Source organism: Oceanobacillus sp. FSL W7-1304 (assembly GCF_037969805.1).
GTDB lineage: Bacteria > Bacillota > Bacilli > Bacillales > Amphibacillaceae > Oceanobacillus > Oceanobacillus profundus.
The window spans coordinates 4,082,699-4,103,148 of record NZ_CP150211.1 but is presented as its reverse complement, the minus strand read 5'-3'; the positions used below and the strand labels follow the sequence as shown (position 1 = coordinate 4,103,148).

The 20,450-nt window shown below is 38.7% G+C and carries 17 protein-coding genes; 4 read left to right on the top strand and 13 right to left on the bottom strand.

Features of this window, described 5'->3' with window-relative positions:
* Positions 1 to 3: 3 nt before the first annotated feature.
* The 11 genes from NYE61_RS20145 to ilvD form a co-directional block, all read right to left on the bottom strand.
* A complete protein-coding gene (locus NYE61_RS20145) occupies positions 4 to 936 on the bottom strand; it encodes an ATP-binding cassette domain-containing protein (RefSeq protein WP_095310721.1) in 933 nt (310 codons plus the stop codon).
* Positions 923 to 1,933 (bottom strand): ABC transporter ATP-binding protein, encoded by a 1,011-nt coding sequence (locus tag NYE61_RS20140; RefSeq protein ID WP_118889899.1) that lies wholly within the window; start codon positions 1,931 to 1,933, stop codon positions 923 to 925. Before NYE61_RS20140 ends, NYE61_RS20145 begins: the two co-directional genes overlap by 14 nt.
* A 694-nt stretch (positions 1,934 to 2,627) precedes the next feature.
* Positions 2,628 to 3,668 carry a threonine ammonia-lyase gene (gene ilvA, locus NYE61_RS20135; protein WP_240033814.1) on the bottom strand — a complete coding sequence of 347 codons (1,041 nt, stop codon included), beginning with the start codon at positions 3,666 to 3,668 and terminating at the stop codon, positions 2,628 to 2,630.
* Complete coding sequence (leuD, locus tag NYE61_RS20130) at positions 3,669 to 4,253, bottom strand: 3-isopropylmalate dehydratase small subunit (RefSeq protein ID WP_339316466.1); 585 nt, start codon at positions 4,251 to 4,253, stop codon at positions 3,669 to 3,671.
* A 13-nt stretch (positions 4,254 to 4,266) separates the two neighbouring features.
* Positions 4,267 to 5,673 carry a 3-isopropylmalate dehydratase large subunit gene (leuC, locus tag NYE61_RS20125; protein ID WP_095310727.1) on the bottom strand — a complete coding sequence of 469 codons (1,407 nt, stop codon included), beginning with the start codon at positions 5,671 to 5,673 and terminating at the stop codon, positions 4,267 to 4,269.
* A gap of 38 nt (positions 5,674 to 5,711) precedes the next feature.
* A complete protein-coding gene (gene leuB / locus NYE61_RS20120) occupies positions 5,712 to 6,818 on the bottom strand; it encodes a 3-isopropylmalate dehydrogenase (protein WP_095310729.1) in 1,107 nt (368 codons plus the stop codon).
* An 83-nt stretch (positions 6,819 to 6,901) separates the two neighbouring features.
* Positions 6,902 to 8,446: a 2-isopropylmalate synthase gene (locus NYE61_RS20115; RefSeq protein WP_339316463.1), complete on the bottom strand. Its 1,545-nt coding sequence runs from the start codon at positions 8,444 to 8,446 to the stop codon at positions 6,902 to 6,904.
* Entirely contained in the window at positions 8,433 to 9,467 is a 1,035-nt protein-coding gene (ilvC, locus tag NYE61_RS20110) for a ketol-acid reductoisomerase (RefSeq protein ID WP_095310733.1), read from the bottom strand. The genes NYE61_RS20115 and ilvC overlap by 14 nt, the downstream gene beginning before the upstream one ends.
* Positions 9,468 to 9,590: 123 nt before the next feature.
* Positions 9,591 to 10,109 carry an acetolactate synthase small subunit gene (gene ilvN / locus NYE61_RS20105; RefSeq protein ID WP_095310735.1) on the bottom strand — a complete coding sequence of 173 codons (519 nt, stop codon included), beginning with the start codon at positions 10,107 to 10,109 and terminating at the stop codon, positions 9,591 to 9,593.
* Complete coding sequence (gene ilvB, locus NYE61_RS20100; protein ID WP_095310737.1) at positions 10,106 to 11,827, bottom strand: biosynthetic-type acetolactate synthase large subunit; 1,722 nt, start codon at positions 11,825 to 11,827, stop codon at positions 10,106 to 10,108. The genes ilvN and ilvB overlap by 4 nt, the downstream gene beginning before the upstream one ends.
* Positions 11,828 to 12,608: 781 nt before the next feature.
* Complete coding sequence (gene ilvD / locus NYE61_RS20095; RefSeq protein ID WP_339316460.1) at positions 12,609 to 14,291, bottom strand: dihydroxy-acid dehydratase; 1,683 nt, start codon at positions 14,289 to 14,291, stop codon at positions 12,609 to 12,611.
* Positions 14,292 to 14,630: 339 nt separating this feature from the next.
* Here ilvD and NYE61_RS20090 point away from each other — a divergent pair, with 339 nt between their 5' ends.
* Positions 14,631 to 15,791 carry an alanine--glyoxylate aminotransferase family protein gene (locus NYE61_RS20090; RefSeq protein ID WP_339316458.1) on the top strand — a complete coding sequence of 387 codons (1,161 nt, stop codon included), beginning with the start codon at positions 14,631 to 14,633 and terminating at the stop codon, positions 15,789 to 15,791.
* Positions 15,788 to 17,374 (top strand): phosphoglycerate dehydrogenase, encoded by a 1,587-nt coding sequence (serA, locus tag NYE61_RS20085; protein WP_095310744.1) that lies wholly within the window; start codon positions 15,788 to 15,790, stop codon positions 17,372 to 17,374. The genes NYE61_RS20090 and serA overlap by 4 nt, the downstream gene beginning before the upstream one ends.
* 50 nt (positions 17,375 to 17,424) lie before the next feature.
* Here serA and NYE61_RS20080 read toward each other — a convergent pair whose 3' ends face one another.
* On the bottom strand, positions 17,425 to 18,204 hold the full coding sequence (locus tag NYE61_RS20080; RefSeq protein ID WP_339316456.1) for an HAD family hydrolase: 780 nt from the start codon (positions 18,202 to 18,204) through the stop codon (positions 17,425 to 17,427).
* A gap of 144 nt (positions 18,205 to 18,348) precedes the next feature.
* On the opposite strand from NYE61_RS20080, the gene NYE61_RS20075 reads away from it, so the two are divergent.
* Positions 18,349 to 19,443 (top strand): branched-chain amino acid aminotransferase, encoded by a 1,095-nt coding sequence (locus NYE61_RS20075; RefSeq protein WP_095310749.1) that lies wholly within the window; start codon positions 18,349 to 18,351, stop codon positions 19,441 to 19,443.
* A 111-nt stretch (positions 19,444 to 19,554) separates the two neighbouring features.
* Here NYE61_RS20075 and NYE61_RS20070 read toward each other — a convergent pair whose 3' ends face one another.
* Complete coding sequence (locus NYE61_RS20070) at positions 19,555 to 19,755, bottom strand: alpha/beta-type small acid-soluble spore protein (protein WP_095310751.1); 201 nt, start codon at positions 19,753 to 19,755, stop codon at positions 19,555 to 19,557.
* A 157-nt stretch (positions 19,756 to 19,912) separates the two neighbouring features.
* Here NYE61_RS20070 and NYE61_RS20065 point away from each other — a divergent pair, with 157 nt between their 5' ends.
* The gene (locus tag NYE61_RS20065) at positions 19,913 to 20,374 is read left to right on the top strand and encodes an SRPBCC family protein (RefSeq protein WP_339316454.1); all 462 of its coding nucleotides are present in this window, start codon (positions 19,913 to 19,915) and stop codon (positions 20,372 to 20,374) included.
* The last annotated feature ends 76 nt before the right edge of the window (positions 20,375 to 20,450 follow it).

The window sequence follows — 20,450 nt, the reverse complement described above, 5'->3', positions numbered from 1 at the left end:
GAATCAACCTCTCTTCGGCAAAGCAACTTTATGTGTATCCGATATCGATTGCAAGCTGTACGCTAATCCTTCATGATCAAAATAATCATTATAGGAACTGTTGTATTCTTCTTGTACCTCTTGACGATATCGATATTGCTTTTCACGCATTCGCGGATTAATATCAGGAATTGCAGCAACGAGACGTTTCGAATAAATATGATGAGGTTTCGTAAAAATCTCTTCTTTTGTCCCTTCTTCCACGTAACGTCCCTTATACATAATTCCTATGTGATCACACATATGTTTAATGATACCTAAATCATGACTAATTAATAGGTATGTCAAGTTTAGTTGATCTTGAATTTCTCGCATGAAATTAAGTACCTGGGCTTGAACAGAAACATCTAATGCTGAAACAGGCTCATCAGCAATAATTAACTTTGGTTTTAAAGCTAGTGCCCTTGCAACACCAATCCGTTGCCTCTGTCCACCAGAGAATTGATGGGGATATTTCAATATACTCTCTGGACTCAATCCTACAAGTTCCAATAAGTCTTGTACTTTCTTTTTTTCCTCCTGTTTAGAATGCATTTCGAAATTTCGCAATGGTTCTGCAATAATATCGAGAACACGCTTTTTAGGATTCAAAGACGAATACGGATCTTGAAAGATCATTTGAATATCTTTTCTTAAATCTTTTGTCTTACTTTTCATTGATGTAATATCTTTACCTTCAAATAATATCTGTCCAGAAGTTACATTTTCTAAACCAATAATTGCTCTTCCAGTGGTTGACTTCCCTGAACCTGATTCTCCAACTAGCCCGTATGTTTTACCTTGTTCCAGAGAAAAAGAAACACCATCAACGGCTTTGATATGGCCAACGGTGCGATTGAAAACTCCGCCTTTAATCGGAAAGTATACTTGTAAATCCTTAACCTCAAGAAATGCCATTCTTCTCAGCCTCCTTACTTTCTTCAGAGAAGTAAAAATGCGTGTGACAACTGCACCTTACAAAATGACCTGGTTTAACCTCATGCAATACAGGATTTTCTTCGTGGACAGAGGCGTCAATCCAAGGTATTCTTGATGCAAAACGGCACCCTTTACGCGGTAAATTTTTTAACGATGGGACAATCCCTTGAATGACGTGAAGCTTGTCTTGTCCTTCCGTTGGTACTGAATTCAGTAATGATTTGGTATAAGGATGTAATGGATTTTCGAACAATGTATGTACTTCAGCAATTTCTACAATTTGTCCAGCATACATAACAGCTACCCGGTCAGCCATTTCAGCAACAACACCTAGATCATGCGTAATTAGAATAATTCCGGCATTCATTTCTTCTTTTAGCTTGCGAATTAAATCCAGTATTTGCGCCTGAATCGTTACATCTAGTGCTGTAGTCGGCTCATCTGCAATTAATAATTCTGGTTTATTCGAAATTGCAATCGCTATAACAACTCGTTGTCGCATCCCCCCAGATAATTCATGCGGGAATTGCTCATATACAAATTCCGGACGTGGAATTCCTACTAAATTTAATAATTCTATAACTCTTTGCTTACGTTGTTTCTGTGTCATTCTAGGATTATGTAAAAGTAATGCTTCACTAATCTGTTCTCCAATTTCCATTAGCGGATTTAATGCTGTCAGTGGATCTTGGAAAATCATTGCCATATCGTCACCACGTAATTTATTTAAATTAGCAGCAGACATGTCTACAATATCCTGATCATTGAGCAGAATACTTCCTTCTATTTTTGCCCTATTGTGGAGTCTCATTATGGAGAATGCAAGTGCACTTTTTCCCGAACCCGATTCTCCAACAATACCTAATACTTCGTTTTTATTTAGCGTTAATGTAACATCATCCACTGCAGCATAATAATCATCACCGATGCGGAATGAGGTTGATAGGTTTTTAATTTCCAATAATTTATTACTCAAATTAATCCCCCTAATGTATTAATTTACCTCTACTATGAAGTATGATTGATATAAAAGAGCTACATGGTACTTAAAAAATTTAATCTACTGCACCCCCTCTAAACAGAAGGTTCTGATAATTATTAAAAAATAAAAAGTCTTCCTAACTAATAAATATAATAGACTTATAACTATTTTGTAATTATTTTTAGCATATTAGCTTTTGTGATTTTTCTAATAATTCACATCCTGAGTCAATACAAAGACAAAAAAGTTGTATTTCTTTATCGACTTATTCGGAAACTTATATTTGTTTTTTAAACATTTTGTATTATCCGAAATCAAATCGTAAATATTTCTTAATATATTAGAAGATTATAAGTGAATATTTTTATAAAAGCAATATCTTTTGATAAAATTTAACAGTAATAAATTCTGATAATTTTCGTTATTAATAAGAATTCTCTTTATAAAGTCTTTATTATTAAGGGTTTAACAAGTAAACATATAAATATTTTTTTAATTAATTTTTTTCGCATTATATGAAAATTTTAAATCTTAATAGCTAATTTTGCAGATAAATTTAATTGACTAAATCAATTTTTTTCGCCTAAAATCTGACAAACTCTGACAATTCAACGGATGTATCCGCTTACCGTTTTTCCTAAAAACAGAAAAAAAGCCTCTTGGAAAATAAATACCAAGAAGCTTTTTCTTATAATGCCATGTAAGCTTTTTCTTTTTTTGGGGTTTTTTGTTCGGCAAGCTGCTGAATATTGGACATTGCACCAATATCCAAATTTCCTCCACTTACAATCACACCACAGTGCCTTGATTTTATTTTATCATTATGGGCGAATAAGGCTGCCAAGGCAGCTGCTCCCGCTCCTTCCATTAGTGTTTTATTTCGTTCGAGCATATACACAATGGCTGAAGCAATTTGCTCATCTGTCACTGTAACTATATCGTCTACATACTCCCTGATAACTGGTAAGGTTAGACTTCCTGGTTCTTTAACAGCAATTCCTTCTGCTATAGTTGAAACCTTATTCGATTTCATCACCGAATTAGCATGGTAGCTCTCATATATTGCCGGGGCCCCTTCTGCTTGAACACCGATTATTCTAATATTCCGGTTCACATGCTTCGCAGCAACAGCAATACCGCTAATTAATCCTCCCCCACCGATTGGGACGAGGATCGTATCCATTCTGTCTTCTTGCCGAAGCATCTCCATTGCAATGGTTCCCTGTCCTGCCATAATATCATAGTCATCAAAAGGATGGATATAAACTGCCCCAGATACCGATTGATGTTCGATGGATGCCTGATATGCTTCCTGGAAGCTCTCACCAATTAATACTACTTCAGCACCATAGTTTCGTGTAGCATTCACTTTCGCAAGTGGCGTACCTTCTGCCATAAAGATGGTTGCTTTCACGCCAAGCTTCGCTGCTGCATGCGCAACCCCTTGTGCATGATTTCCTGCAGAGGCAGTAAGCACACCTTTAGCAAGCTGTTCTTTTGACAGCTGCATCAGCTTAAAGCTTGCTCCACGAAACTTAAATGCTCCTGTTTTTTGCTGATTTTCCATTTTGCAATAGACGTGTTTTCCTACTATATTATCTGTCGTATGTGATGTTAATAATGGTGTACGATGAACAATGGGGGTCAGCCGCTTCATTGCATGGTAGACCTTATCACCGTTTAAGAAATCCCCAAGACCATTCACTCCTTCTTCTCGTTCAAAATTCATTTAATTTCTGTTGGCTTCATATGCTAATATTTTATTTTCTTGAAGCAAGGTTAATGCAATATCATCCCAGCCATTCAACAGCTTTTCCTTATGATATTCAGGGATATCAAAGGTTATGACATTCCCCTTCTCATCAGAAATTTGTTGGTTCCGTAAATCAACATGCAAAACAAATTGTGAATCTGCAGCATCTTGCATCCATTCATGAAGTTGCTCTTCTTCCATCTTAATCGGAATAATTCCATTTTTCAATGCATTATTATAGAAGATATCAGCAAAGCTTGGTGCAAGAATCACCTTAAAACCAAAGTCTGTCAGTGCCCACGGCGCGTGTTCTCTTGAAGAGCCACAGCCAAAATTCTCACCTGCTATTAAAATCGATGCGTTTTTGTATTGCTGTTGATTTAACGTAAAGTCTTCTCTTGGGTTACCGTAATCATCAAATCGCCAGTTATAAAATAAAAATTCTCCAAAACCTGTACGCTCAATTCTTTTCAAAAACTGCTTAGGAATAATTTGATCCGTATCCACATTTGAGCGATCTAATGGGTATACTAATCCTTTATGCTCTTGAATTGCTTCCATTGTTCGTCATCTCCTAGCTAAGTACTCCTGCAAAGTTACGTACATCTACAAATCGCCCTTCAATCGCTGCGGCTGCTGCCATTTCGGGACTGACAAGATGCGTACGTGCTCCATTTCCTTGCCTTCCTTCAAAATTACGATTCGAAGTGGAAGCACAACGTCCTCCAGCTGGAACAATATCATCATTCATTCCAAGACACATACTGCACCCTGATTCTCGCCATTCAAATCCTGCTTCCGTAAAAACTTTATCCAAGCCAGCTGCTTCAGCTTGTAATTTTACACTAAAGGAACCAGGAACGACGATTGCTTTAATATGATCCTTCACTTTTCTACCTTTAACAATTGCCGCTGCTTTTTCTAGGTCACTTAATCTTGAATTTGTACATGAACCAATAAACACATGATCAATTTCAATAGAAGTAATTGGCTGATTTTCTTCCAGACCCATATATTCAAGAGCTCGCTTCACATCTTCTTTATGGTCCGAATCTGCAACAACCGGTGTATTCCCACCAACAGGTACACACATTCCTGGATTTGTCCCCCATGTAACCTGTGGTTCAATTTCATCAGCTTGAATGGTCACGGTGTGATCATACGTAGCACCTTCGTCTGTTGCTAAAGCAAGCCATTCTTCTGCTGCTTTATAGAATGCTTCTCCATTAGGAACATATTCTCTTCCTTCTAAATAATCAATCGTTTTCTGATCCGGGCTGATCAATCCTGCCCTCGCACCTGCTTCAATTGACATATTACAAACAGTCATTCTTCCTTCCATGGATAAGTTACGAATTGCTTCACCTGTATATTCCATGACATACCCTGTACCAAAGCGAACTCCAAATTTCCCTATAATAGCTAGAATCAAATCCTTTGCAGTTACACCTGGACCGAGATCACCAATAACTTTAACATTCAATGATTTTGGGCGTTCTTGCCAGATCGTTTGAGTTGCAAGTACATGCTCCACCTCACTCGTGCCAATCCCAAAAGCTAACGCGCCGAATGCACCATGCGTAGAAGTATGACTATCCCCGCATACGATTGTCTTTCCTGGCTGTGTCAACCCTAGCTGTGGTCCGATTACATGAACAATACCTTGGTCTGGGTGAAACATATCTGCAAGTTTAATTCCAAAATCGGCACAATTCTGCTTTAATGTCTCCATTTGCTTTTTTGAAATCTCATCTTTGACAACTTGTCGATTTATAGTTGGCACATTGTGATCCATCGTCGCAAATGTCAAATCAGGGCGACGAACCTTTCGATTGTTCATCCGTAAACCTTCAAAGGCTTGTGGCGAAGTTACTTCATGAACAAGGTGCTGGTCAATATATAGAAGGTCTGGTTTTCCCTCTTCTTGGTGTACCACATGCTTCTTCCATATTTTATCAATGATTGTTTCCGGTTTTCCCATTTCCTAACACCTCACTCTTTAAAATACGTATGAATCTTTTACACGTACATATTGCAAATTGAATCTGAAATACTCTTCGTAGTTAAATTCTCTAGTACGATTTCTGTTATTTTCTTAGTTCCAACCTGTTTTCCGTTTTGTATCTGCAAATCAGCCGTATGGTAGCCTTGCTCAAGACATTCATTTACTGCTCTTTCAATTTCAGAAGCTTCCTCCTCCAATCCAAAAGAGAAACGCAGCATCAATGCAGCAGATAAAATCATCCCAAATGGATTCGCAATCCCCTTACCTGCAATATCAGGTGCAGATCCGTGAACTGGCTCATACATTCCAACACCATCTGTCCTGAGACTAGCAGACGGTAACATGCCAAGTGATCCAGTTAATACGGATGCTTCATCACTTAAAATATCTCCAAATAGATTTTCCGTTACAAGAACATCAAATCGATTTGGTTGTGTAATCAATTTCATTGCGGCTGCATCTACTAATACGTGCTCAACCGTAACATCTGGATATTCCTGCTTTTTTTCCTCAACAATTTCTCGCCACATACGACTGGATTCTAAAACATTTGCTTTATCTACAGAGGTTAAGTGCTTATTCCTAATCCTTGCACTTTGGAAACCTTTATCAATAATTCGTTCCATCTCTGCCCGCTTATAATAGAGTGTATCGACGACTGCATTACCATTCTCTCTTCTTTCACTCGGTTCACCAAAATATAAACCACCGGTTAATTCACGTATGATCAAAATATCACTGTCTTTTATGATTTCTTCCTTTAATGGAGAAGCATGCAACAGAGGGGAAAATCCTTTTACAGGACGAATATTTGCGAATAATCCAAGGGCTTTACGGATACCTAATAAACCTTTTTCTGGCCTTAAATGAGCCGGATTAGAATCCCATTTTGGACCTCCAACAGCACCAAGCAAAACCGCATCTGCGCTCTTACAAGCCTGTATTGTATCCTCCGGTAACGGGTTATTGTGCGTATCAATCGCACTTCCACCAATTGCATGTTCCTCGAAAGTAAAATGATGGTTATACTCAGCTGCAATTGCTAGTAACACAGCCTTAGCAGAATCCATAATTTCTTTCCCAATACCATCACCAGGAAGTAATATGATTTGCTTTTCCATACTCGGGGTCCTCCTTTTTCAAAGTATTTTTAAGAAAGCTCACGCCCGATTTTATAACTAGCTCCGGGCGCTTGCGCTCTTGGTTATTTCACAAGTTCTTTCTTTTCTATTGTTTTTACTTTGATAATATAACGATTTACTGCATTCAAAAATGCTGATGCAGATGCTTGAAGCACATCTTGTGCTGAACCTCTTCCATTTACGGTTTCACCATTTACAACTAGTTGAACATGTGATTCTGCTAAAGCATCCTTCCCTCCACCAACTGAGTTCAATTGGTAGTCTACTAGCTTTACATCTTCTTCCACTAAACTATCAATGGTTTGATACAAAGCTTCAACACTACCTGGAGCAGAGCAAGAATTCTCTACAACATCTCCTGCTGGTGTTTTTAAAATGACAGTAGCTGTTGGAACATTCTCTGTTCCATACTGTACTTGGAAGTTTTCTAATTGATACTTACTCACTGCTGAAGAATCTGTCTTGACTTCCATTGCAATTGTATATAAATCATCATCTGTAACTTCTTTTTTATGATCCGTAAGCTTTTTGAATTGATCAAAGGCTTGCTTCAATTCATCCTCTGTAAATTCGATTCCAAATTCTTTTACACGATCTTTAAACGCATGGCGACCAGAGTGTTTACCTAAAAACAGATTGTTTGAGCTAACGCCAACCATTTCTGGTGTAATAATTTCATAGGTTTCAGCATTTTTCAGCACGCCATCTTGATGAATTCCAGATTCATGGGCAAATGCATTTCTTCCTACAATTGCTTTATTTGCTTGAACGTACATACCAGTAAGTTTGGAAACAAGGTCACTCGTACGCTTTATCTCATTTAATTTCAAGCCTGTTTCAAAGGAATAAAAATCCGAACGAATTTTGAATGCAACTGCAAGTTCCTCTAAGGATACATTTCCAGCACGCTCTCCAATACCATTAATTGTTCCTTCGACCTGAGTGGCCCCATTTTCAACAGCTGCAATGGAGTTTGCTACTGCCAATCCAAGATCATTATGACAATGACAGGATAATGCAACCTGATCAATGTTCGGGACGGTTTCACGGATAAATCGGAATAGTTCACCATATTCTTTTGGTGTCGTATAGCCAACCGTATCCGGTAAATTTATGACCGTTGCACCAGCATCAATAACCTTTTCAATTATTTGGGCTAGAAAGTTCCAGTCCGAACGTGTAGCATCTTCGGCAGACCATTCGACCTCAGAAAACCTTTCTTTTGCGTAGGTGACCATACTGACTGCTGTCTCCATTACTTCTTCGGGAGTCTTCTTCAATTTATAAGTCATATGAATTGGTGATGTTGCAAGAAATACATGAATCGCAGGCTTCTCCGCCCCCTTTAATGCATCCCAAGCAATGTCAATATCGAATTTAACCGCTCTTGCAAGTGCAATAACGGATGTATTTTTAATCGTATCGGCGATCGCTTTTACTGCCTCAAAGTCACCTTTGGAGGAAGCAGGAAATCCTGCTTCCATCCGATCAACTCCAAAACGTTCAAGCTGTCTTGCAATTTCCAGCTTTTCTTGCTTATTCAAGTTAACCCCTGGTGATTGTTCGCCATCTCTTAGAGTCGTGTCAAAAATCTTAATTAGTGACATGTTCCTTCACATCCTTCTGTTTTGATTTAACGGATTGTTTAACAAAAGGCATTAAGTCACGGAGCTCCCTTCCAACAGTCTCAATTTGATGTTTATTTTCTTGGTTATTGATTGCATTAAATTGTGGACGACCTGCCTGGTTCTCAAGAATCCAACCTTTTGCAAATTTACCATCTTGAATATCTGTTAGAACATCTTTCATACGTGCCTTTGTATCTTCATTTACAACACGTGGTCCAGATACGAAGTCACCCCATTGTGCTGTGTCTGAGATGGAATAACGCATGTTTTCTAGTCCACCTTCATATAGAAGATCAACGATTAATTTCATTTCATGCATACATTCGAAGTAAGCAACTTCTGGCTGGTATCCAGCTTCCACTAATGTTTCGAAGCCAGATTTGATTAAGCTTGTAACCCCGCCACATAGTACTGCTTGCTCACCGAACAAATCTGTTTCTGTTTCCTCTTGGAAAGAAGTTTCCAAAACTCCTGCTCTTGCTGCTCCAATTCCTTGTGCATATGCTAATGCAAGCTCTTTTGCATTACCTGTTACATCTTGATACACACCATATAGAGCTGGTACTCCTGCACCTTCTTCATACGTTCTTCTTACAAGGTGACCAGGTCCTTTTGGAGCTACTAGAAATACATCTACATCAGATGGAGGTACAATTTGTGAAAAGTGAATATTGAACCCGTGTGCAAAAACAAGCGCATTTCCAGCCTTAAGATTTGGTTTAATGCTTTCTTCATAAACCTTTTGCTGCATTTCATCTGGAAGAAGAATCATGACAACGTCCGATTGTTCAACAGCTTCTGCTACTGAATATACATTAAAACCATCTTCCTCTGCTTTAGCTTGAGATTTTCCTGGTCTTAAACCAATAACAACATCATAACCACTTTCACGGAGATTCAATGCATGCGCATGCCCTTGTGAACCATATCCTACTACCGCAATTTTCTTTCCTTGTAATACCTCTTTTTGGATGTCTTTTTCATAAAGTACTTTAGCCATTAATATCTTCCTCTCATTAATTAGTAGTTTTTTTATTAGTAAAGTATAAATACTTAACTCGCAATTTATTTGTTTCAAGCCTGAATCGTTACAAAAATCAGTTAATTATATTTTGCATTCAATTTAGATGGACAACGAATTTAGTTCTGTTACCTGTTCTGGCTGCTGTCCTCTTAAAAATGCTGTAACACCAGTTTTCGTTAATTCCTTTATGCCATATGGTCTGAGTAATGCGATAAGTGCATCCACTTTATCAGGACGCCCTGTAACTTGTATGATTAAGCTGTCCTTGCTTACATCAATGACAGATGCTCTAAACGGAGTGATAATCCCCTGTATTTCAGCACGTGTCTGCCCAGTACTAACAACCTTAATGAGTGCTAATTCTCTCGCGACCATTGCTCTATCCGTTATGTCGGATACTTTTAACACATCAATTTGTTTGTTTAATTGCTTTGTCAGCTGTTCTAATTTCTGATCATCACTGACTTCTACTACAAATGTCATCTTAGAGACACCCTCTACCTCCGATGCTCCGACAGATATACTTTCAATGTTGAATTGACGTTTGTGTAACATACCCGTAATCCGATTCAGAACCCCGCCACGGTCTTGAACCGTAGCTGTTATAATTCGTTTCATTTTGTCACCCCAACCATCTCATGAATTCCTTTTCCTGGTGCGATCATCGGATAGACACAGGTTTTTCGTACAACTCGGAAATCAGCAACCACAGGACCATCATAAGCAAAGATGTCTTGTAATGTTTGGATTACATCTGCTTCCTTGTCAACTTTCACACCGCGGACACCATAGCTTTCTGCCAATTTTACGAAGTCCGGGTTTTCTGAAAACAGTGATTCTGAATAACGTTCTTCATAAAAGCTTTCCTGCCATTGTCGAACCATACCTAATGCCTCGTTATTAACGATAATTACTTTCACCGGGAGATTTCGTTCCTTGATTACGGATAATTCCTGTAACGTCATTTGGAATCCACCGTCACCAACGATCGAAATAACTAAATCATCTGGTCTTCCTAACTGTGCACCAACTGCTGCTGGAAAACCAAAGCCCATCGTACCAAGCCCACCTGAAGTTACCCAATTATTTGGCTTATCAAATTTATAGAACTGTGCTGCCCACATTTGGTGCTGACCTACATCAGTAGTAACAATCGCTTTCCCACTTGATATGTTATAAATTTGCTCAATCAGCCATTGTGGTGATATTGGTGAATCTGTGCGTTCGTACCACAGTGGATAATCCTGCTTATTTTTGGATAGCTCCTTAAGCCATTGGATATTATTTTGCATATCAATTTTACTATCTAATAATGCAATCAAGGTTTTCTTCGCATCAGCTACAACCGGAATATCCGTTTTGATATTTTTTCCGATCTCTGCCGGATCGATATCGATATGTGCAACTTTAGCGTTTGGTGCAAAGTCAGCAATCTTCCCAGTTAATCGATCATCAAACCTTGCACCAATATTGATTAACAAATCGCATTCATAAATTGCCATGTTTGCTGCATATGTTCCGTGCATCCCTGCCATACCTAGCGAAAGCTCATTCGTACCCGGAAAAGTCCCTAGACCAAGCAACGTGGTCGTGACAGGAAGCTTATATTTTTCAGCAAATTGCTTCAGTTCCTCTGAAGCATTTGCAAACAATGTACCTGCTCCTGCTAGCAGCAGTGGACGCTTTGCACGACTTAGGGCTTCTGCAAGTTTAACAATCTGTAATGGATTCGGGTTAATTGTCGGTTGATAACCTGGTAGATAAAAGTCATCTTCAAAATCATTTATCGTGATGTTCGCTGAAATATTCTTCGGTATATCAATTACGACTGGGCCAGGTCTACCTGTTGTCGCTATATGAAATGCCTCTTTAACAATTCTCGGCAAATCCGCAACGTCACTTACCTGATAATTGTACTTGGTAATCGGTGTTGTTATCCCCATTACATCTGCTTCTTGAAAGGCATCGGTCCCGATAACATTTTTAGCTACCTGACCAGTGAAGATAACAAGTGGTATAGAATCCATCATGGCATCCGTAATCCCAGTAATTAAGTTTGTTGCACCAGGACCTGATGTTGCTAGAACTACTCCAGGCTTACCTGTCACACGAGCATATCCTTCTGCTGCATGAATGGAGCCTTGCTCATGACGTGATAGGACATGCTCAAATGGTGTCTCGTTACGATACAACGCATCGTAGATCGGTAATACCGCGCCACCCGGATAACCGAATATGGTGTCCACTTTGGCGTCCACTAATGTTTTAATTAATAAATCAGCACCTGTTATCAAATTCCCCTTCATTTCCACTTCGTGACTAGCCTCAACTTTCACTACTGCTACCTCCTTAGGTTCATATTAATTTTAGAAAACTTGGCATTCAGTATGTTGCACTTATGCAGTAAGGAAATTGTGAGTTTTCCTTCCAGTAAAAAAAGACCCTTCTCTCCCCTATAATCTGCATAACATCAGAATTATTGGGGAGAAAAGAGTCTTCTTTTCACGGTACCACCCATGTTCATAGCATCCTCACGAATACTACCTCGGCAGGCTGATAATTAGCCTACTTGGATAACAGGTACACAAAAACTGCACCTGACCGAATCTAATAAAAGCATCGTTCTTACGCTCCGTTCAAAACGGCACTCAGAGAAGATGTCAGAACAATATGTATTTCTGGGCTTCCAGCAACCCCAGCTCTCTGTGAATACACGTGGCATGTTCTTTTTTTCTCGTCATCGAGTTATTGTATTTAGTTTTAAACCAACAGTTATAAGATTTTGAAAATTCATAGTAACAACTATAATTCGTTATTCAGAAAAATAGGTTTGTTAATTGAATTCTTGATATTGCGGTCAATCATATAATGTTTTCCGGGAAGAGTCAAGAGTTTTTCAGAAGTTTTTAGATAATTTTATTTAGTTCGTCTTTTTGTATGCGTTTACAACATTGAAGCCTCATACTCTCTTAGATTTGTAAATTTTTCTTAGCAGATTTGGGATTTTCATATCCTTTAGGAAAATAATTTTCTTTCACTAATGCAGATAAAAGTATTTTCATCTGTTTTCTACCTACTAAAAAACGAGCGTCTTCAAACAGACGCTCGCAATGAATGTTATCTATTCAAATAATCTGTAACAGCACCTTTGGATGAACAGGAAACATTATGTGCGTACTTGCCTAGTATCCCTTTACTGTATAACGGTGGGGCTATCCAGTCTTTACGACGTTTCTCCAGATCAGCTTCAGAAAGATCGACAGAAATTAATTTTTCACCCGAATCAATCGTTACCATGTCACCTTCTTGTAAGAGTGCAATTGGACCACCTGCTTGTGCTTCTGGTGAAATATGACCAACTACAAGACCATGTGTACCACCAGAAAATCGCCCATCGGTTAATAGCGCAACCGATTCACCCATTCCTTTACCAACAAGAATACTAGAAATGGAGAGCATTTCAGGCATACCAGGTCCGCCTTTAGGCCCCACATAACGAATTACAAGAACATCCCCATCCTTGATTTCATTCGCCATAACGGCTGCAGTCGCTTCTTTTTCGGTATCGAATACACGTGCCGGTCCTGTATGACGTGTGACTTTCACCCCGGATACTTTAGCAACAGCTCCTGTTGGCGATAAGTTCCCTTTTAAAACAATTAATGGTCCATCTTTACGTTTTGGACTATCAAAAGGCATTATGATTTCCTGACCATCTGCAAGTGATGGTGCGTCCGCAAGGTTTTCAGCGATTGTTTTTCCTGTCACCGTTAAACAATCTCCATGCAGATAGCCATTTTCAAGAAGCAGCTTCATAACTGCTTGCACCCCGCCTGCTCGATGCAAGTCTTGCATCACAAAACGTCCACTAGGTTTCAAATCTGCAAGATGCGGTACTTTTTCCTGTATTCGATTAAAGTCATCAATTGTTAAATCTACTTCTGCTGCATGAGCAATTGCAAGCAAGTGAAGAATTGCATTGGTCGATCCTCCAAGTGCCATCACAACTGTAATCGCATTTTCAAATGCTTCTCTTGTCATAATATCTTTAGGATAAATATCGTTTTCCAGCATGGAATAAACAGCTTGTCCAGCAGCTTTTACATCTTCCTCTTTCTCTTTAGATTCTGCTGGATTGGAAGAGCTTCCTGGGAGACTCATTCCCATTGCTTCTACGGCCGAAGCCATTGTATTAGCAGTATACATTCCTCCACATGCACCAGCACCAGGGCATGCACTGCATTCAATCGCTTTTAATTCGTTATCATCAATATCACCATTGTTATGCTTACCAACGCCTTCAAACACGGAAACGATGTCAATGTCTTTTCCTCGATGTGTTCCAGGTGCGATAGTTCCCCCATAAACAAAAACGGATGGGACATTCGAATTCGCGATTGCAATCATGCATCCTGGGATATTTTTATCACAAGCACCAATTGCCACAAGTCCATCTAAGTTTTCTGCTCCGACAACCGTTTCAATCGAATCAGCAATTATGTCACGACTTGGTAATGAATATCGCATTCCTTGTGTCCCCATCGAAATTCCATCAGATACTGTTATCGTATTAAAAATCAATGGAACACCACCAGCTTCTCGCACTCCTTTTTTAGCACGAACAGCCAGTTCATCAATATGGATATTACACGGTGTTACTTCCGCCCAAGTACTTGCTACACCTACCATTGGTTTTTTAAAATCTTCATCTGAAACACCAACAGCCCGCAGCATTGCACGATTTGGGGCTCGCATAGTTCCGTCAAAAGCATTACTTTTGATTCGCAAATCCTTACTCATTTGAGGATACCACCTTTCTTTCGCACTATTATATGATTAATCAATCTATACTTCAATCAAATTGTAAAAATAAACAGAATGTTCATAGCATCAAAATATTAAAATGGACAATGTTAAATTAATTACGGATCCAACCACATACATACATAAAGCGATTACATTTATTTCAGTTATTTTTACTGAAAAATATTACTTCGCAAAATTTGTTGACAACAGTTGTATACTTGTTATATTGAATAACTAATATGGGTTGCTATATGAATGAATTCGTTTCTCAAAAAATGACATCCGTACAAGAGTAAATGAATCATATAAACTCAAAAAAAGGAGCAGTGCAACATGCTAGCAGATCAGCATTTATTAAGAATACCCGGACCAAGCCCAATTCCACCAAGTGTGCAGCGGGCTATGAACCAAACGATGATTGGACATCGTGGAAAAGAAACAAAAGATTTAATCCAGCGAATCAAACCAAGATTAAAACCGATTTTCGGAACAGAACAAGACGTATTAATTGTTTCTGGAAGTGGTACAGCAGGACTTGAAACTGCTGTTGTTAATACAGTTAAACCTGGTGATGAGGTACTCGTTATTGTTACTGGAGCTTTCGGTGATCGTTTTGTGAAAATTTGTCAGGCATATGATGTTGCCGTACAGCGCTACGATGTAGAGTGGGGTGCAGCATTTGATCCAGCATACATAAAAACATACTTAAAGGATCATCCAAATATAAAAGCCGTTTTTGCTACTTATTGTGAAACTTCCACAGGTATATTAAATCCGATTCAAGAATTGTGTACAGTTGTTCACGAAAATTCGAATGCACTTGTGATTGTTGATGGTGTCTCTTGTGTTGGCGGAGTCGATACAGAAGTAGATGCATGGGGAATTGATGTACTCGTTACAGGCTCACAAAAAGCAATGATGCTTCCAGCAGGATTAACTTTTATTACAGTGAGTGAAGAAGCATGGAAAATCATTGAGCAAAACAAACAAGCCCGTTTCTACCTCGATTTGCGAAAATATCGCAAGAGTCTTGCCGATGATTCTACGCCATTCACACCTGCACTATCCTTATTGTTTGGATTAGATCAAGTGTTGAATCTTGTAGAAAAGGAAGGTCTGCAAAATGTCTATACAAGACATGAATTAATGAAAAAAATGACACGTTCAGCATTTAAAGCAATGGAAATTCCTTTGCTGACAGCGGATGATGCAGCTTCACCGACGGTTACTGCAATTAGACCGAATGATTTTGCTGCAGAGGATTTAAGAAAAGTAATGAAGCAAGAATTTAATTTATCAGTTGCTGGCGGGCAGCAGCATCTACAGGGTAAAATTTTCCGAATTGGCCATATGGGCTATTGTTCTCCTGCAGATGTGCTGCAAATTATCGGTATCGTAGAAATCAGCTTAAGAAAAATCGGCAAGCAGATTGAGTTGGGACAAGGCATACGCGCCGCTCAGGAAGTTTATTTACAACAGGGGGTACTAGCATAATGTTTAACATTTTAATCAGTGATCCGCTAAGTGAGGATGGTATCGGACCACTACGTGAAGCGCCGAATATGAATCTTGTCATCGAAACACATTTAAGTAAAGAAGAACTGGAAGATCGAATCGGCGAATTTGATGCTTTGCTCGTTCGAAGTCAAACACAGGTAACGCGTGAATTAATTAATAAAGCTAAAAAGTTAAAAATCATTGGTCGTGCTGGTGTTGGAGTTGACAATATTGACCTCGATGCTGCTACTGAGAATGGTATTATCGTTGTCAATGCGCCAAATGGAAATACCAATTCAGCAGCAGAGCATACAATTGCGATGCTTATGTCACTATCACGAAATATTCCACAAGCGTACCATGCATTAAAACATAAAAAGTGGGACCGTAAAAAATATGTCGGTGTAGAACTAAAAAATAAGACACTTGGTGTAGTTGGTCTAGGTAGAATTGGTGCAGAAGTTGCTTTCCGTGCAAAAGGTCAGCGTATGAACGTCATTGCCTATGACCCATTTTTAACAAAAGAAAAAGCAGATAAAATGGGTATTGGTTATGGGACACTAGAAGAGGTTATTGAGCAAGCTGACTTTATTACAGTTCATACGCCATTGATGAAAGAGACAAGACATCTTATTAACGCTGAAGCCTTTGAACGCATGAAGCCAGGGGTTCACATTATAAATTGTGCACGCGGTGGAATTATTGATGAAGATGCATTATATGATGCAATTATTTCAAAAAAAGTGGCTGGGGCCGCATTAGATGTCTTTGAAGAAGAGCCTTTTATCGATCATAAATTATTAGAACTGCCAGAAGTAGTAGCAACACCACATTTAGGTGCAAGCACCATTGAAGCACAGGAAATTGTAGCTGTTGATGTCAGTCACGACGTGCTCAGCTTTTTGAATGGAGATGTCGTGAAAAATCCAGTCAACCTTCCCTCTGTTCCAAGTGAGCTGATGCATAAAATTGAACCTTATTTCCATTTAGCTGAGAAATTAGGAGTTTTCTTAATTGATTTGACGAAGGATGTAGCAGAAGAAATTAATATCTCCTATTCTGGTGACCTATCCGATATGGAAGTAGCACCATTAACACGCAACACAATTAAAGGGATTTTAAAACGTCACTTAGGTGATCACGTAAATGACGTCAATGCATTATATCTTGCAAATAAAAAAGGAATTATCGTTAATGAAAATAAAACCTCTTCAACAAAAGGATTTACGAATTTAATCACAGTAGAAGTAAAGAGCAAATCAGGAACACGTAAAGTTGCCGGTACTTTGCTGAATGGATTTGGACCGCGGATTGTGAAAGTCGACGAATATAGTATTGACGTTACTCCAGAAGGTCACCTTGTTGTTATCCAGCATGTTGACCAGCCTGGTGTTATTGGTCGAATGGGAAGCACCATTGCAAAGCATCAAATAAATATTGCTACGATGCAAGTAGACCGTTCAGATATCGGCGGGAATGCAATCATGGTACTGACGATCGATAAACATTTAGAAACAGAAGCAATGGAAGAATTAAAGAGTCTTGAGGAGATTAAAGAAGTAACATCGATTGATTTATAGCAGATTAAAAGCACACCTCTATTTTTGGACGGTGTGCTTTTGTGTATTACCTAATCTTCAAGAATTGGCAAAAGCTCTAATAAGTTTGTGATTTCATACGTTGGTTTAACATCTTCTGGTTTTCTGTCATGTCGATTTAACCATACAGATGTTATCCCAGCCCTTTTTGCTCCAAGTATATCAGTATTCAGGTTGTCACCGACCATGACTACTTCATCTTTATCGAGCGAAAGCAATTTTAAAGTATGCTCAAAAATCGTTGGATCCGGTTTTCCTTTTCCAAAGTCACCAGAGATCACGATTTGATCAAAATAGGCAACTAATTCCGGTGTTAGTGTCAGTTTTGTATTTTGTAACTCTGGAGATCCATTCGTTAACATGAGCAGTTGATAGTGCCCTTTCAATTTATCCAGTACTTGAATCGTATCATCAAATAAAAGTGCTGTTTTCTTTCGCTCCCGCGGGAAAGCTTCTGCTAGCTCCAAGCCAAATTCAGGATCATCAACACCTAGCGCTTTTAGCCCTGCTGTCCATGCTTCCCTACGATACAGGGGAGCAATTTCCTTCAATTTAGCAAAGTCCTCCCCTTCATCCAAGAAATTCGCCCAAAGTCCCTCAAATGGATTAATTCCGATCATTTGTGTAAATTCATATGTATCGTACGAAGCATAAAGCTTTCTAGCATGCTCTCTAACAGCAGCTTCCAGCTCATCTGGGTTGAGACCATATTTCTTAACTGCCAGCTCACAAGTCCTTTCAAAAGCGTGTTTAACACTTTTTTCATCCCAAAGCAATGTATCATCTAAGTCAAAAATTACTGCTTTAATCATTTTTCATCTCCTTTAAACCTTTTTTTCATTTTAACATATCGAAATAAAACTAACTTAACAAAATTAATTAAAAATTAAGTCTTGCACAAATTCTAAATATCTATTATGATATATAGAAACTTTTAGAACAAGGAGATAATTGATATGGAAGACAAAACAATTCGCTTACAACTAAGTGAAACAAAAAAAGAGAAGCCCAATTCTGATCAGCTTATTTTCGGCAGAGCTTTTACAGATCATATGTTTGTGATGGATTATTCTGATCCATTAGGGTGGCATAATGCGAGCATTGTACCATATCAACCTCTAATGATCGATCCTTCTTCCATGATATTCCATTACGGGCAATCCGTTTTCGAGGGATTAAAAGCATTTCGCACGGAAGACGGAGATGTACAATTGTTTAGACCAGAAAAGAATTTGGAACGATTAAATCGTTCAAGTGACCGACTTTGCATTCCGCCTATTGATGAGGAATTCGGATTAAAGGCAATTAAACAGCTTGTAGCAATGGATAAAGACTGGGTTCCTGACGCTGATGGAACATCGCTTTATATTCGACCATTTATTATTTCAACAGAGCCCTATCTTGGTGTTGCACCATCACGCAATTATAAATTTATCGTTATTCTATCCCCAGTTGGCGCTTACTACAAAGAAGGGATTAACCCTGTTAAGATTGCTGTTGAAAACAAGTACGTTCGTGCGGTTAAAGGCGGTACTGGTGAAGCAAAAACCGGTGGAAACTATGCTGCTAGCTTAAAAGCACAGGAGGATGTTGCTAAAGGCGGGTTCGCCCAGGTACTTTGGTTAGATGGTGTCGAACAAAAGTATATTGAGGAAGTTGGTAGCATGAACGTATTCTTCAAAATCAATGGAGAAGTTGTAACACCAAAGCTTAATGGAAGTATTCTTGCTGGCATAACTAGAGATTCTGTAATTGAACTTCTTAAACATTGGAATATACCAGTATCAGAACGTCGAATTTCTATGGATGAACTATATCAGGCGCATCAAGAAGGTTTATTAGAAGAAGCATTTGGTTCCGGAACTGCCGCTGTTATCTCCCCTATCGCGCAATTGTCATGGGAAGGTAAGGATATGGTAATTAACGGAGGAAAAACTGGGGAAGTTTCCCAAAAGGTTTATGACACAATAACTGGCATCCAATATGGAAAATTAGAGGATCCGTTTAACTGGATTGAGAAAGTTGAAGCAAAAAGCGCTGTAAAACAATAATTTCAAAAAGAAATCGGCATTCTGCCGGTTTCTTTTTGAAAAAAACTATCCTATACCTATGCTAAAAAAGGATACCCAACTATATAACCGGGTATCCTCAATTACTACCAACTAATTACGTTTATTAACCATACTTTCCTCAGCGATTTTGATCATTCGTTTGACCATCTCGCCACCCACCGAACCGTTTTCACGTGCAGTTGTATCAGCTCCAAGTTCTACTTTGAACTCATTTGCAATTTCTTCCTTCATGTTGTCCACTGCATTTTCCGCACCAGGCACTAACAATTGATTTCTGTTGTTACGAGCCATCATCGATCACTCCTCGGTGTAGTTGAACAGAATTAAACTGCTCCATTTTATTATGAATAGTTAAGGTTATGTCTATACTACTTAGTCTAAAAATGGCATTTGCATCATATATTAAATTTGCATGTATTCATTACATAGGCAAAGGAGGTCAGTACGCATGGCACAAAGCATCCATCATGTCGAATTAGATATGCCAAGTAAAAGGATTTGGAATTTTGTTAGTGACATGAATAACTGGGCGCCCCTTGTTCCAGGATATACGGAACATGAAATTATTAATGAGCGTCAATCAACATGGAAATTACACGGTGATATTGGAGTAGTTCAAAAAGATGTACGTGTGAAAGTCCGGATTACTGAATGGACAGAACCATCACACATTATATTTGAATTAAGTGGTTCAAGCGAAAGCTGGGTAGGTGACGGATATTTTAAAGCAACTCCCTTATCCCAAGCAAAAACACAAATAACCGGAAGCTTAAATATTACGGTTAAAGGCATGATGGGAGCGATGATCAATCCCGTATTAAAAACAGTCATACCAAAAATCGGCAAAGAATTCACAGAGAAAGTTGCGGCAAAAATCGCTGAAACGGAAAAAATGACAGCAACTGTATAATAAGATAGCTTACACGGGTTCAACTTGAATCCGTGTTTTTATATACCCTTTCCTTTTGACCAACGCTTAGTTATAT

Bases quoted from the DNA above. Each gene is read 5' to 3' on its own strand.
- ilvA (WP_240033814.1), bottom strand. From the start codon at position 3,668: ATGAATTTTGAACGAGAAGAAGGAGTGAATGGTCTTGGGGATTTCTTA.
- NYE61_RS20070 (WP_095310751.1), bottom strand. From the start codon at position 19,755: ATGGCTCGTAACAACAGAAATCAATTGTTAGTGCCTGGTGCGGAAAAT.
- NYE61_RS20080 (WP_339316456.1), bottom strand. From the start codon at position 18,204: ATGATTAAAGCAGTAATTTTTGACTTAGATGATACATTGCTTTGGGAT.
- NYE61_RS20145 (WP_095310721.1), bottom strand. From the start codon at position 936: ATGGCATTTCTTGAGGTTAAGGATTTACAAGTATACTTTCCGATTAAA.
- NYE61_RS20115 (WP_339316463.1), bottom strand. From the start codon at position 8,446: ATGTCACTAATTAAGATTTTTGACACGACTCTAAGAGATGGCGAACAA.
- leuB (WP_095310729.1), bottom strand. From the start codon at position 6,818: ATGGAAAAGCAAATCATATTACTTCCTGGTGATGGTATTGGGAAAGAA.
- leuC (WP_095310727.1), bottom strand. From the start codon at position 5,673: ATGGGAAAACCGGAAACAATCATTGATAAAATATGGAAGAAGCATGTG.
- ilvD (WP_339316460.1), bottom strand. From the start codon at position 14,291: ATGAGTAAGGATTTGCGAATCAAAAGTAATGCTTTTGACGGAACTATG.
- leuD (WP_339316466.1), bottom strand. From the start codon at position 4,253: ATGGAAGCAATTCAAGAGCATAAAGGATTAGTATACCCATTAGATCGC.
- ilvC (WP_095310733.1), bottom strand. From the start codon at position 9,467: ATGGCTAAAGTACTTTATGAAAAAGACATCCAAAAAGAGGTATTACAA.
- NYE61_RS20090 (WP_339316458.1), top strand. From the start codon at position 14,631: ATGCTAGCAGATCAGCATTTATTAAGAATACCCGGACCAAGCCCAATT.
- NYE61_RS20065 (WP_339316454.1), top strand. From the start codon at position 19,913: ATGGCACAAAGCATCCATCATGTCGAATTAGATATGCCAAGTAAAAGG.
- NYE61_RS20075 (WP_095310749.1), top strand. From the start codon at position 18,349: ATGGAAGACAAAACAATTCGCTTACAACTAAGTGAAACAAAAAAAGAG.
- ilvN (WP_095310735.1), bottom strand. From the start codon at position 10,109: ATGAAACGAATTATAACAGCTACGGTTCAAGACCGTGGCGGGGTTCTG.